Consider the following 14,256-nt stretch of genomic DNA (forward strand, 5'->3'; position numbering starts at 1 on the left):
TTTCCTTAAATTTATACCTTTAGTGGGAGATCAACCACAACAATATTGACTGAGTAAATAACACAGTCAATGGACTAAGGTATTTAGCTCTTGACTGTATTCCCATCCACCACAAAAATTTCCATAAGGCCATCTATATTGAAATACCTTGATCTCTTAGAAACATAATCGTCCGTAGAAGCTCTTCTTCATAAAGCTGTCCGATATCTGAGAAAAACATCTATAGATTCACAGCCAAACAACCAAGGATATTTATTAATTTCAAAGCTTGACATTCTTCTAGTAATTATTTTACTTGTGAAATACACTAAGTTTTAGTGGCAGGCAAAAAGCAAAACTAATAAGTCAGAGTACATCTCCTGACCCTAAGAAAAACTATTTCTTTAGTATCTACTCAGAAAAATGATTGTTTTAATTCCTAAATATCTAACTTAGAAGTCTTTGAAATGATAACTTATACGTAACTTACGACCTTACGGCAAAAGTTAAGATTAATTTGATAGATGGGGTAAGGTTTGCTTAATAAATTTTTGGACCAAGGCAGTGCGTTTATTTTTTTCGAATACCCGCCTTATTTTTTGAGGAAATTGAGTTAGATCTATCTCTTCTACTGCCGATGAATCAAGATCTTGTTCTTGGAAATGTTCAACTAAACTCAATCCAGCTAAACGAGTTAAATAGGCGGCACTTATTGCTTGAATTGTTCCCCCAGCAATATAGGTAATAGCATTATTTTTGAGAAAACTGCCAATAGTTTGAGTTGATAGTTCAACTAATCCTAATTTAACTATCAATTTACCAATGGTTATTGAAAGAGCTTGTGCTTGAGAAAAAGATAATTTCTGTTGATAAATTCCCCCTAAATCTATAACTAGTTGAGAACTAATAGCGGCGGTAGCTAACAAATCTAAAGCAGCTACAGGATTAGCAAAAGCACTAGCTGCTGCAATCCACTGATATTTTTCAATAATGGGTAGAGCGCAATCGCGTCTTATGCTATCAAGATTTGCTTTAGCCTCTTGTTTAAGAGATACTGCTTCACGCCATAGACTCCCCCAGACTAACATTTTTCTTTCGAGTTCTAAAATGATTTTTAAGCGATCACTCAAAGGATTAATTTCAGGAGGTTGGGATTCAGTCCACTCCCTAATTATCCCATTCTCTTCATGCTGACGAACTTTTAGAGCTTGAGGAGCGGCACTAATGGCAATAATATCAGAAGGGGCAATCATCGATTTGAGTTGTTGCCGTACTTGTTCTAGAATTAACGCTCTTTCTTCTGGAATATACTGATCCTTTTTATTAAAAACCAGAATAAATCGTTGATGATCTTGGTTACATTTTTGTAAAAATCTCCAATGAGAATTGGTTAAATCTCCGGTAATTAATAATAAAATTAGGTCCGCTTTTATCTCAGGTATTTTTATCTCTTTAAACAAAGATTCTATCTCTATCAAAGAGATATTCTTAGAGAGATCTTGAGCTAATAGTTTTTCCTTTAAAGTTGTTTTCCCAACCTTTTGGCCTCCTGCTAGGGCAATAGTTAGTTCTTGACGCTCAAAGCCTAAAGATAATTGAGTTAATTGTTGCTTAAAGACAGAAGTATCACAATCTGGTGCTTCGGTAGCTAAGGTGTTAAGGATTAGTTCTCCTTGAGTAATTACATCTCTAACTGATTGTTCAGTTAAACGTGTTACTGGCAATGGCTTATTTTTCATTTCTTTTTGTCTTTGCCTCCACCAAAACCCTAAACCCAAGGATATTGCGCTAAGTATTCCCCATTCTCCTACTTCTAGAATTTGTTGACTAAAGCTATTATAAAACCATAATATGAATGAAATACCGACGCCTACCACTAGAATTGGTTTGTTAACTTCTTTTCTCATTATTAACTTCCTCAAGCAACCCTTCCTTAAAAATTGTACTTTTTATAATCTATTTCCTCTTTCGATGTTTTTTACTTTTTCAAGATTGCCATGCCTTTTTTAACTTATCCCAAAGACCCGAAAGGGATTCTTTCATCTGTTTTTTAAGACTCCAACGTTGAAAGGCTTGTTCATAAGCTTCTCCCTCTGTTTGAAATACTTTCCAAGTATCTAGAGACAGGGGCAATCCTAAGAGTAAGAGAGTATACAACGACCAAGATAAAGTCCCCGAACTAAAGAAATTTATCATCAAAAAAAATCCGTTAACAATAGCATAGCGAACAGCCTTTTGTTTTAATTTTTCCTGCCTATAATAATCAAATTCCTGTCGTTTACGTTCGATTATCTTACTATTAAGCCAATCGCGCTCAGCAGATCTCAGAGAGTCATGATCAATGTCTAATTCAGTGGCAATTTCCCACAGTTGCGTTCTTGACAATTCTGAACCATCGGCTGTACGAGTGATCGCTAGGTGAAGAATTTCTTGGACATCATTGTGACTGTAGGATTCAGGGGGTTGCACGTTAGAAGTTGACATAATTTACTTACTTTAGACTCAACTCAGTGAACCAGCTTGTCTGACTATGATTGTCACCGGAAAATCAGCCAGGCCAAACCTCTTTAGATTTTATCTTGAATCTGAAAACAGGGTCAGTTTATGATTAGAATCATAAACTGACCCTGTTTTATAATATGCACCCGCTTTTTGGATCTTAATAAACATTTAGTACTTTTGAATATTTGTTGCTCAGTAGTTAAAATTACTTCCTAACCTATAATGCTTGTCATGCCCACAAAAATTGTTAGTTTTTCCAGCTTAACTATGAAAAGTCGCAATAGTAAAACCCCAAAAGTTTCTTTTTACAGGATTTCCAGGATTCCAAACACTTGATTTCTCTAAAAAACAAGTGTTTAGATTTATGAAATATTCCCAGAATAATAATTTTAAAAGTTATTGGCTGCTGGTCTATCATTCTCAGTTTAAAAGAGCCAAATTATTTTCTGGTATGTTCCATCTTCATTGTAGAATGGTGAGCTAGAGAACGCTAGAACCGTCTTTTTTTTGGCGGGTATATTGCTTAGTTGCAGGTGCGTTCAAGCCTTTAGAATACTTTCTTGGGGCTTCTGAGGTGAATTGTGATTTTGTTGTATAGAATTTGGAGAGAATTAGTGGACTTATCCCTCATTCCAGCCCAACCTAAGCCTGGTTTAATCAACGTTTTGATTGAAATTCCTGCAGGCAGTAAAAATAAATATGAGTTTGACAAGGATCTTAATGCCTTTGCGCTAGATCGCGTCCTTTATGCATCAGTCCAGTATCCTTATGATTATGGATTTATCCCTAATACCTTAGCTGATGATGGTGATCCTCTGGACGGAATGGTGTTAATGGATCAACCGACTTTTCCCGGGTGTATCATTGCTGCTCGTCCTATTGGTTTGTTAGAAATGATCGATGGAGGTGATCGTGATGAAAAAATTCTTTGCGTTCCCGATAAAGATCCCCGCTACATTCAAGTTAAATCTCTCAAAGATGTTGCTTCTCATCGCTTGGATGAAATTGCTGAATTTTTCCGTACCTACAAGAATTTGGAGAAGAAAGTAACAGAAATTCTTGGATGGAAGGATATTGAAGCTGTACTTCCTCTTGTTGAAGAATGTGTAAAAGCTGGAAGTAAATAACTTCTAAGTACTTCACCTAAAACTCGGTGATTGATTGATACTCCCTGCCCATAGAAGGTGCGGGGTTTGTTTAACTGCAAACTCTTAGAGAACATATTATTTAATTAATTAACTTTGTTATATTGCTCAAATAAATCCTTAATATTAAAAAATAAATAGAGCAAACTGTTCCGGTTATAGCATAATAAAATTTACCTAAAGATAAACAATTTCATAAAAACTACGAGATTCATTAATAACTTATACTTTTACTCTTTTTATTAAAGGTATATTCTCGATATTTTCTATATTTAAGTTGTTAAGTTTACCCGGATAATTAACAACAAATTATCCCAATAACTAAGACTGGACTTTAAGTAATTTTAAATTATTTGATAAAGTGTAACAAGCGTCTTAAGTCTGATTCAATCGGACTGTTCTCTAATTAATATGGTAATTGGTTTTATTTAAAATCTTATATCTGTAAGTCTACTTTCTTTTGAAAAGTCAGTATAAGATGGTGATATTTCTATTATGAAGGATAATGATGAGGTTAAATAGCTTTTAAATAAAAATTAGCTAATTTCAACAGTCTTGACACTTGATGTAATTTTTTCTAAAAATTGTCATAAATTTTTCTTACAATTGGTGTCTCCTCGAGAAGACTGATGATATTTTATACACCTAATTAAGTTCAGTTTTCTATTGTTTACTTAAAGTCACTCAATTTATAAAGTAGATATATTTACTTTTATTTAGATTTGACCTATTTTTTAATTTTCTTATTAGCTTTTTAAAAGCCCTCTATACTCTAATTTCAAATAGTTTATTTAATTATCTAATTGATGAATATTTATTTATTCTTTTTTAAAAAATTTATACAGATCGATATCCTACAAAATTTTTATGTACTTTTTAAATAGCTATACAAACTTTTTTTAACTTATCTACAATCTTTTCGTAAAAATCAAACTAACTACTTTACTATCTCTCTCATTTTTATTATTTATATAATTTATACACTTACTATTTGAGCTTAATCTATAAAAATTAGATAATAACTCTCATTTCTTAAAAATCCAGCAACTTCTACATTGCCAATTATTTTAATCTTGCTATTGACCGATTTTATAATCATAAATTTAACATATTTTAATGTAAATTAAATTCTTTTTTACTTAGCCCACCTCTTTTTAAAAAAGATTTTTATATTGCTCACATCTGATTCGACGACGATCTATTTATTTTAAAATAAATAGATTTCTATTCTAGAGTTCAATTTCTAATATTGTGTTTATTCTTTTTATAAAATTTTTAGTTGTTGCACTCTAATAAATAAAAGTGGATATTAAGTCCATTTTTGTTAAAATCAAACTATTACTATCTCATCTAAAATCTAATAATAAAGAGCAGTTAATTTTATTTAAAAAATAATATTTTTTGATTAAAATTAATAATTAATGTTTAATTTTAATCAAATATCTCTTAGTTAAGAAGAATCTGACTTAGATGTAAGTCCTATGAATATACTATTTGTATAGTAATCATTATTTTTCTGTATTTTTTTAATAAAAAAGTCTTATTTATATAAAAAAAATAATTATTTATACAGATCTAATAGAACTAAATATATTTAGATATATTTAGTTCTCTGGCAATATATTATTTACTTTACTTATCAAAAAAATAAATTTATGTAGTTTTTTAAAAATTTAAAAAATAAATATAAACCAGCTTTAAATAGTTTATAATGTGATTTTTATGCTAAGTTTATTTACTAGCAAGCTAATGAAACTTAAAAATGATTAAATAATTTTAATTGAGTGACAAAAATAGTCAAATATTAAAGACTTATTTATAGAAGCTATGCAATCATATATATATGACTTAATTGTATAAATACAGTTTATGTATATTTATTATTGCCTACTTAATTTTCTAAAAAAACACAGAATTAAGAGCTAACTGTAAATAATAAAAAAAAGGAATTAACAGGTAGAATTATGAAGATAAATATGAATTGATCATGGCAGTTACAAAAAATATTGAATCACACTCAAGACTAAATATTTTAGAAGTAGATAATTTTCTAATTCTTAATTAGAAAATTTAAAAAGTCAATTAACTATAAACTAAACAGAAAATGTTGAAATATTATTCAACAGAATAAAAATTAGTGTCGAATCTTAACAAACTAATAGAGATGTTAGTTTTGAGCCTTGTTTTAGCTTTCTAGACTAAGTTATATTCCTCTTTTTCAGTATGAGTTAACGTTTTACTGTTTCCTTAATGGTTCTTAATATATAAAATTCAAACTTTCAGCCTTTGTTTATTAAAACATTGTCATAGCTAGTCTAGAAAAACCATCAATTTAAGCCTGCATAGAGCCGTCTACCTTAGTTGTCAAGCTCAAATTTAAACTCTAAGTCAATGCCCCGTTACTATCATCAAAGCGGTCCAATCATTAGTAATCTCTATGAGCAGTCGAGCTGGGCAATCATACTCGACTAAGCTCTTGCCTATAATCTTCTGTTATCCTTAAGAGTGAAAGTGAATTAATTTTAATCTCAAGTGTTGTCAACGTTCTACTAGCATTCAAGGCTATGCTCTTAAAGTCTACTACTCGTCATATTCGTCTCTATACGGCTGAAGTTAAAAACAGCGAACTGGTTCCTAGTGATAATGTCTTAACTCTTGATATCGATCCCGATAATGAATTCAATTGGAGTGAGGATTCACTGCAGAAAGTTTATCGAAAATTTGATGTCTTAGTGGAATCCTACAGTGGAGAAGATTTAACTGACTATAATCTCCGTCACATTGGTTCAAACCTGGAACATTTTATTCGTTCTCTGCTGCAGAAAGGGGATATTAGTTACAATCTCGGAAGTCGTGTTCTTAACTATAGTATGGGACTCCCTAAAATAGAAAGTCCAAAGACTGAAGGGAATTATCATTAATTCTTTCTTCAGCTCAAGCTGATAGAGATTCTAGACAGATACTATTCAATAGCTTGAACGACAATGTCTTCTCTTCCCCACCTGCGAGCTTGCTGGGGAAGGGAAAACAGTCTAATTGGGAACTGCCAAACTATGCCCCCTTTTTTGAACTAGGCATGATGCAAAGCGCTCCCTTCAGTCGTAGAGAAGACCAACCATAGCATGAAAGTAACTTGGTAACTGCTTAACAACAGTCTCATCTTAATTGATACAGCTAATGGCAATATCCTGAAATCGAAACTGGTATCTGAGAGTAGGTAACTTCTCTTTAAGTATTTCTTGTCAGGACCAAGCATTTAGTCGCAGCCTTAGAAACTAGTGCCATCAGAAGTGGACAGTCAAACCTCTCAGCGCAGTCCGTAAGGCGAGTATGAAGGTGGATACGACTGAAAGTTTACTCGTTAGGGTAATTTCCATCCTAGTCTCGTGGGTTGCTGATAGATTTTCTTCAGTGTATTAACATCCCTTACAGAAATGGGAGAAAGACTGCGGACTTGAGAAAAATATAAGGCATCGGTTTCTTGATCGCTGTGTCCCCAAATTCCCAACCCGTGGCCAAGTTCATGGCGGGAGGCTGATAAGGTCGATAATTGACTTAAACCGGGACTAATCTTAATAGTCATACGATGGCGCAGAATAGGAGAATTATCCTGAGTCAGATAAAAATTATAATTAGTTTGGGCTGATCGCGCCCTAGGAATTGTTAATTGTCCAGTTTCAGGGTCAAAGCTGGCATCTAGGGGAGGCTCAGTTCTTTCAATAACAATATCTGCTAATTTTGGATCTTTTACTTCTACCAGAGGTAAAAAGTCTTGCCACTCTGTGATCGCTTCCATAACAGCGTCTACCCACTGTAGAAAAAGACGGGTACTTGCGGCGGCAGGATCATTGAGATTAGTAGGACGATCCAAATAAAATTTGATAGGAAATTGCGACCAAATTAAATAGCCCGCAGGACTCAATGATATTTTGTCGAAATAATCCCCTGAGTTTTTGGGATCCTGCCACTCAATTAGAGTTAAGGGGAGGGGATGTGCTTGTAAAGGGGGTAATGACCTTTCTAAGTCATCCCTTTGAGCATTCAAGGGTTGAACCCAAAATACAACTAATATAGCGATACAAGTCAGCCCCAACAAAAAAGGATATTTCCGATATTTCCAGCAAAAACCCTTTTTTTGATTGAAAATATTAGTTATCCGTTCCATTAGCTTACAATCTAAACAAGAAAAGAGTTTCCACTTCAGATTTCCACCCCCTTAGTTAACCGACTGTCAATATCTAATCAGTCTGGTTATCTAAGGGGATGGATCTAACCATCCTGCACTCAAAACAATAGTTAGGGCAACAAAAACCGTACTCAACGTCCAAGTAATTTGATTGAGGGTTTTTTCAGCACTTTTAGCACTAGTGAACAATTGCGCTTGTCCCCCAATACCCCCAATACCGTCTCCTTTGGGACTATGTAAAAGGACAGAGACAATCAATAAAGCAGCAGAAACCACCCAAATAACTTGTAGTAGTTGTCGAAGATTCATAAAGATTCAATGATAAAGAAACAATTAACGAGAAAGCCAAATAGGAGTACGATTAGTTTTAAACTCAACTGCAATAGGTTGAATCAATGATCTCCCTGTCATTTCTTCTGGCTGTGGTAATTGTAAGATTTCAAGGATAGTTGGGGCAACATCTGCTAGTCGTCCATTATCTCTGAGTTCAACAACTCCTCCGTGTCCAAGAATTTTCCGCTTTTCTCCTTCAACTACAATTAGGGGAACAGGATTAGTGGTGTGGGCGGTCCAGGGATTTCTTTGTTCATCACGCATTAATTCAGCGTTACCATGATCGGCGGTAATTAAGGCGGTTCCTCCCATTTTACTAATACTAGTCAACAACTGTCCTAAACAATTATCAACGGTTTCCACTCCTTCAATTGCTGCCTCTATATTGCCTGTATGACCGACCATATCAGGGTTAGCATAGTTAATTACCACCAAAGTGTAAATCCCCTTTTCAATAGCAATACGGGCACGGTTCGTAACAGTCTCCGCCGACATTGCTGGAGCTTTATCGTAGGTGGTTACCATAGGACTCGGTACTAACTCTCGATCTTCTCCCTCAAAGGGATTCTCCGCTCCTCCATTGAAGAAATAGGTGACATGGGGATATTTTTCAGTTTCCGCAGTGCGAAATTGTTTTAATCCTTGACGAGCCACTATTTCCCCTAAAATATTATTGAGGTTTTGGGGCTCAAAAGCTACTTTAACAGGGAGATTAGGATCATATTGAGTAAAGGTAAGAAAACTCAGGGGACGAATTCGTTCCCGTTCAAATCCATCGAACTCAGCTGAGGTCAAAGCATAACACATTTGCCGTGATCGGTCGGGACGGAAGTTAAAAAAGATCACCCCATCTCCAGGCTCCACCGCGCCTGGGGCAATGCGAGTTGGGAGAATGAACTCATCGGTGATACCTCTACTATAGAAATCTTTAATCACCTCGACGGTTGAGCGGCCATCCCCTATACCATCTAGAGTTAAGATATCATAGGCTTTTTTTACACGATCCCAACGGCGATCACGATCCATCGCATAGTAACGACCACTAAGAGTAACAATACGCCCCAATCCAATTTTCTTGATATAAGACTCAAGTTTTTGGATGGCATTTATCCCTTCAATAGGATTAGTATCCCGGCCATCAGTAATGGTGTGAATACACACCTGCTCAAGGGTTTGCTCTTTCGCTAAATCCAATAACCCCAACAGATGATCGAGATGAGAATGGACTCCTCCCTCGGAACATAAACCGATTAAGTGTAGTTTTCCCTGACGAGAACGAACTTCTTGACAAATTTTTACTAACTGAGGATTTTTTAAAAATGAGCCATTTTTAACTGAATCGGAGATGCGAACTAATTCTTGAGGAACTATGCGACCAGCCCCAAGGTTTAGATGTCCCACTTCTGAGTTACCCATCTGACCTTGGGGCAAACCGACATCTTCCCCGGAAGCTTGAATTAGAGTGCAGGGATAAGTAGTCCAAAGGCAGTCCATTACTGGAGTTTTTGCTAGAGCAATGGCATTGTTTTCCATGCATGGACGATAACCCCAGCCGTCTAGGACCACCAGTACCACTGGAGATACAGGTGCTTTTGCCATGATTAATTATTCACCTAACTTAATTTTTAATTTTATGCACATCGATGATACCACTGACTTTTGAAATCTGCCTATTCTTTAACATTTTTCCTGGGTAGTTTTAGGGAATAAATTTGCTTATTTTAACTATTTTCACCAGAAAATATCAATTTCATCGTTGATCAAATCTGCGACATATCTTAAATTAATTAACATACCTTTATAGACTTTTCATAAAGTATATTATATGAGAACTATAGGGTATATCATAAATAACACAAAAAAATTTTTTGTACATTACGGTAGAAAAAAAGAAGAGAAACTATCCAAAAAACTGTATTTGACCTAAGGATCCTAAATTGATGTTTCGTTTAATAACAGTTTCTTAAAGTTTATGCCCAACTTACTTTTATTAAATTTGCTACCCTTAAGGGCTAAGGAGACTCTATCAATTTAATTAATTTCTCTTTTCCAATTCTAAATAATAATTATGAACTTAATTGTCCAAAAATACGGTGGAACTTCCATAGGTTCCGTAGAACGAGTTCAGACAGTAGCACAACGCATCCACAAAATAGCCCAAAAAGGCAACCAAGTAGTAGTTGTGGTTTCAGCTATGGGCAAAACTACTGATAAATTAGTCAAATTAGCTTCAGAAATTACCCCCGATCCCTGTCGTCGAGAAATGGATATGTTGTTGTCAACAGGAGAACAGGTGTCTATTGCTTTGATGAGTATGGCTTTGCAACAATTGGGTCAGCCAGCAATTTCTCTAACTGGGGCGCAAGTTGGAATTATTACCGAAGCTGAACATAGTCGCGCTCGCATTTTATCAATTAAACCCCATCGCATTCAACGGCATTTAGATCGAGGTGAAGTAGTCGTAGTAGCAGGATTTCAAGGGATTAGTAATGGAACTGATTTAGAGATTACTACCTTGGGACGAGGAGGATCAGATACTTCTGCAGTAGCTATTGCAGCCTCATTAAAGGCGAATTGCTGCGAAATTTATACTGATGTCCCTGGCATTTTAACCACCGATCCACGTTTGGTTTCTGATGCCCAATTAATGAACGAAATCACCTGTGATGAGATGTTGGAGTTAGCCAGTTTAGGAGCTAAGGTTCTCCATCCAAGGGCGGTGGAAATTGCACGAAATTATGGAATTCCGTTAGTAGTCCGATCAAGTTGGAGTATTTCCCCTGGAACTCGCGTTATTTCTCCTATTCCTAAACCCAGATCCATTGATGGGTTGGAACTAACTAAAGCAGTGGACGGAATAGAATTTGACCCTGATCAAGCTAAAATAGCCCTATTGCGAGTTCCTGACCGTCCTGGAGTGGCGGCGCAGTTGTTTGGGGAAATTGCTAATCAAAAGGTAGATGTGGACTTGATTATTCAGTCCATTCATGAAAACAATAGTAATGATATTGCCTTTACGGTGGTCAGAAAAGTATTAAATAAAGCCGAAGCAGTGGCAGAAGCGATCGCTCCTGCCTTAAGACATTCTCCAACTAACAGTGACGAAGCCGAAGTTCTGATAGAAAAAGCGACAGCTAAAATTGCCATTGTGGGGGCGGGAATGATTGGACGGCCAGGAATCGCCGCTAAGATGTTTAAAACTCTGGCTGATGCTCAGGTTAATATTGAAATGATTGCTACGTCTGAGGTAAAGGTAAGTTGTGTCATTTCCCCCAACAACGGTGCTCGTGCCATTGATGCTTTGTGTAAGGCATTTGGTGTCAAGTTGTCTAAAATTCCGGTAGTCTCTCAAACCGTTAAAGTCTCTTCTCCTGTTCGAGGAGTCGCCCTTGACACTAAACAAGTTCAAATTGCTTTACTTCATGTTCAAGATCGCCCGGGTATGGCGGCCAAAATTTTTGGGGCCTTAGCCGACAAAAATATTAGTGTCGATACGATAATTCAATCTCAACGTTGTCGCATTGTTAATGGAATCCCCACCCGCGACATTGCCTTTACGGTTGCCCAGGAGGATTTACAAGCTGTCCAGACTTCCCTAGAAATCCTTTCAGATAGCTTTACTGAGGTGATTATTGATACAGATATTGCTAAAGTGAGTGTTGTTGGAGCAGGTATGGTTGGACAACCTGGAATAGCGGCTAAATATTTTGAAGCTTTAGCTAAACAAAAAATTAATATTAAAATGATTGCTACCTCAGAAATTAAAATCAGTTGTGTAGTGGCTAAAGCGCAAGGGATTCACGCCTTAAAAGCAGTGCACAAGGCTTTTGGCTTAGCAGAACAAGAAACCTTGGAAGTCTCTGTCTAATAATTTAGATGATTGAAGTAATAACGGCACAAATCTAAATTATTGAGTTGACTATTAGGTTTCTATCTAAAGCACTTCTTAGAAAGAAATTAATACTATTCAATCAATTGAATTAATCCACTTAAGTTTATATGAAGCTAATTATCTACAATTGAGGTAGATGAGCTTAACTAAATTTTTTATATAAAAATAGTTAAACAAAGAGCAGAAGAGTGATTACAAGATACAAAATTTTGTAATTATTACGCTAATAGCGTTAGAGAAGCAAGTACTATTAAAGTTTAATTTTCATAAAAAAGTTCACTACAAAATAAAAATAAAGAGCAGGAATGTTATCCTTAAATATAAGTAAGCAAAGATTTTAAAAAGTCTAGATTGGACAAATCTATCTAACATTTTTTTAAAAAAAATGTTAGATTATCCGAGAGATCAAAAAAGAACTTGTAAAGAAGAAAACATAAAATATCTTAAATAATTATCATTAAAATAATTAAATAACTTGCAATAGCCAATGATTCTCTAAGAGTTTAAAAGCCCTAAAATAAGTTAGATTAACTTCAGTAATGATCTGTTCCTTTTCAAGAAAAAGGCTGTAAATACAAAGTAACAAAAGTGAGTAATAAAAATACTATGTATAAAAAAATAAGAAATAGATAATTATAGAAAAAAGGAAAATAAAGCTGAATAATATGGCAAAGAGCAAGAAATAGATGCAGTAAAAAGAGAAAGAAGAATATCTATATTTTTTACTAACTTATGGTCCAGATCTAGATTCAATAGAAAAGAAAAGGAAGTGGCATCAAATAAAAGTTAATAAAATTCTTAAAAAGATATTTGAAGATGAGTATAATTCAACTATCTTAGTCAAATTTAGCTCTTTGTTAAGATAATAGCATAAAATTCTTTCAGTTTACTTTTTATTCTAAACTGAAAAATTTTTTTTAGGTAACTAGGTATAAGTTATCAGTTGGTCGTTAACTGTTTCAATCAAGAGGCATTTATAAATTTCTTGTCACCAACAAAAAATTTATAAATAATATTATTGAGTGCTAGAAGCAGCTGATTCCAACCTTAAAATGGTCTTTTTCATCGCCTGGAGATCTTCTTGTGTAAGATGTATAAACTAATAATAGCCTGGTTTTTAGGGACAATAATGTTGAATATTACACCCGTATCAATGGTTTCTATGTCCTTAAATTAACAGTAATTCTTCTTTCATGTTTATTGAAGGTAAATAATTGTTGAATAACAAAAAATAACTCTAAGATGAAACTTGTACTTTGTTTTGATTCTCACTTTACTATCGGAGTCTTGAGAAAAACTCCGATAGTAAAGTGAAGGAAAATCCACGAGGACTAATTGTTTTAAAAGGTTGATTATTTTTCCCTAATGACTGTAAATACAGTCCCATATTTGTTGAGCAATGTTAGAAATTAATCTATAAAAAGACATAATTTGAAATTAGAGTCAATATTTCTACTCATACTATATTAGTATCTTTTCAACTATTGAATAAATCCGGAAGGGAAAGAATTAACTATGGTCAATAGTAGCTTAAGATCCTAGAAAAAGATAAACTAATAGAGAAACTCCTAGAAAAATATCTTAATCGTCGCGATTGCACCATTGTAAAGCAGTGTTGAGGACTCGGACAGACATATCTTCACTAAGGACTGGGCTATCTCTCTCAAACCAACTAACAATTCGCTCTGACTAACATTCAAGGAAAAGATAAACCTATTCTAATAAAACTCCATTCATACAGCTTGCTTTAAACTTTGATGGAGTGTTAACTGCTAGTTAAGTCTTATTTTCGTAGTTAGGGGACGCTGTTAAACTAGTGAGGATGACTTGAGCAGTTTTGAGAAAACTGACAGTAAATACTTTTTTTCGCTTAGTATTTTGATAGGTGTAATGGCAAGAGATAGAAATGAAACCAAAATAATGACCTCACCCCAATTGTATGGCCATATGTTTAGGGACAAGATCATAACTTCCATCGTGTTTGCGCGTCCCTGTTCCTAACAATTACTGGAGAAGCAACAAAAAGATGATCACATGAAAGTTGATTTAGATCAAGAGTGACTACAATCAATCTTGATTGGACGATAATTAGTAGATTTAACCATCTTATTCGCCTTTCCTAAAATGAAAGAATTTGTCCTAATATTTTTCTATAAGAGGAAAATTTACTGAAAAGTTTGAAGATTTGAGGGTAAACTTAACAAATTTTACTTAAAATT

Annotated in this window: 8 protein-coding genes; 3 read left to right on the forward strand and 5 right to left on the reverse strand. The window is 34.5% G+C overall.

Annotated features, from left to right (window positions below):
• Positions 1-491 precede the first annotated feature (491 nt).
• Positions 492-1,886 carry a YcjF family protein gene (locus P3F56_RS08105; RefSeq protein WP_281152375.1) on the reverse strand — a complete coding sequence of 465 codons (1,395 nt, stop codon included), beginning with the start codon at positions 1,884-1,886 and terminating at the stop codon, positions 492-494.
• 79 nt (positions 1,887-1,965) lie between these two features.
• On the reverse strand, positions 1,966-2,463 hold the full coding sequence (locus P3F56_RS08110; protein WP_281152376.1) for a 2TM domain-containing protein: 498 nt from the start codon (positions 2,461-2,463) through the stop codon (positions 1,966-1,968).
• Positions 2,464-3,095: 632 nt separating this feature from the next.
• On the opposite strand from P3F56_RS08110, the gene P3F56_RS08115 reads away from it, so the two are divergent.
• Together P3F56_RS08115 and ndhM are read left to right on the forward strand one after the other, a co-directional pair.
• Positions 3,096-3,608, forward strand: a complete 513-nt coding sequence (locus P3F56_RS08115; RefSeq protein WP_281152377.1) for an inorganic diphosphatase — start codon at positions 3,096-3,098, stop codon at positions 3,606-3,608.
• 2,582 nt (positions 3,609-6,190) lie between these two features.
• Positions 6,191-6,547 (forward strand): NAD(P)H-quinone oxidoreductase subunit M, encoded by a 357-nt coding sequence (ndhM, locus tag P3F56_RS08120; RefSeq protein WP_281152378.1) that lies wholly within the window; start codon positions 6,191-6,193, stop codon positions 6,545-6,547.
• A gap of 440 nt (positions 6,548-6,987) precedes the next feature.
• Here ndhM and P3F56_RS08125 read toward each other — a convergent pair whose 3' ends face one another.
• The 3 genes from P3F56_RS08125 to gpmI all read right to left on the reverse strand — a co-directional run bounded on the left by P3F56_RS08125 (position 6,988) and on the right by gpmI (position 9,744).
• Entirely contained in the window at positions 6,988-7,782 is a 795-nt protein-coding gene (locus P3F56_RS08125; RefSeq protein WP_281153772.1) for a peptidase, read from the reverse strand.
• Positions 7,783-7,881: 99 nt separating this feature from the next.
• On the reverse strand, positions 7,882-8,121 hold the full coding sequence (gene secG, locus P3F56_RS08130; RefSeq protein WP_281152379.1) for a preprotein translocase subunit SecG: 240 nt from the start codon (positions 8,119-8,121) through the stop codon (positions 7,882-7,884).
• 24 nt (positions 8,122-8,145) lie between these two features.
• Positions 8,146-9,744, reverse strand: a complete 1,599-nt coding sequence (gpmI, locus tag P3F56_RS08135) for a 2,3-bisphosphoglycerate-independent phosphoglycerate mutase (RefSeq protein ID WP_281152380.1) — start codon at positions 9,742-9,744, stop codon at positions 8,146-8,148.
• Between the two features lie 469 nt (positions 9,745-10,213).
• Between gpmI and P3F56_RS08140 the strand changes: the two genes are divergently transcribed.
• The gene (locus P3F56_RS08140) at positions 10,214-12,013 is read left to right on the forward strand and encodes an aspartate kinase (protein WP_281152381.1); all 1,800 of its coding nucleotides are present in this window, start codon (positions 10,214-10,216) and stop codon (positions 12,011-12,013) included.
• Positions 12,014-14,256: the final 2,243 nt, after the last annotated feature.

The organism is cyanobacterium endosymbiont of Epithemia clementina EcSB (assembly GCF_029919255.1).
In the GTDB taxonomy this organism is placed as follows: domain Bacteria; phylum Cyanobacteriota; class Cyanobacteriia; order Cyanobacteriales; family Microcystaceae; genus Rippkaea.

Excerpts from the sequence above, each read along its gene's own strand:
- P3F56_RS08105 (WP_281152375.1), bottom strand. The coding sequence starts at position 1,886 with ATGAGAAAAGAAGTTAACAAACCAATTCTAGTGGTAGGCGTCGGTATT.
- P3F56_RS08110 (WP_281152376.1), bottom strand. The coding sequence starts at position 2,463 with ATGTCAACTTCTAACGTGCAACCCCCTGAATCCTACAGTCACAATGAT.
- ndhM (WP_281152378.1), top strand. The coding sequence starts at position 6,191 with ATGCTCTTAAAGTCTACTACTCGTCATATTCGTCTCTATACGGCTGAA.
- secG (WP_281152379.1), bottom strand. The coding sequence starts at position 8,121 with ATGAATCTTCGACAACTACTACAAGTTATTTGGGTGGTTTCTGCTGCT.
- gpmI (WP_281152380.1), bottom strand. The coding sequence starts at position 9,744 with ATGGCAAAAGCACCTGTATCTCCAGTGGTACTGGTGGTCCTAGACGGC.
- P3F56_RS08140 (WP_281152381.1), top strand. The coding sequence starts at position 10,214 with ATGAACTTAATTGTCCAAAAATACGGTGGAACTTCCATAGGTTCCGTA.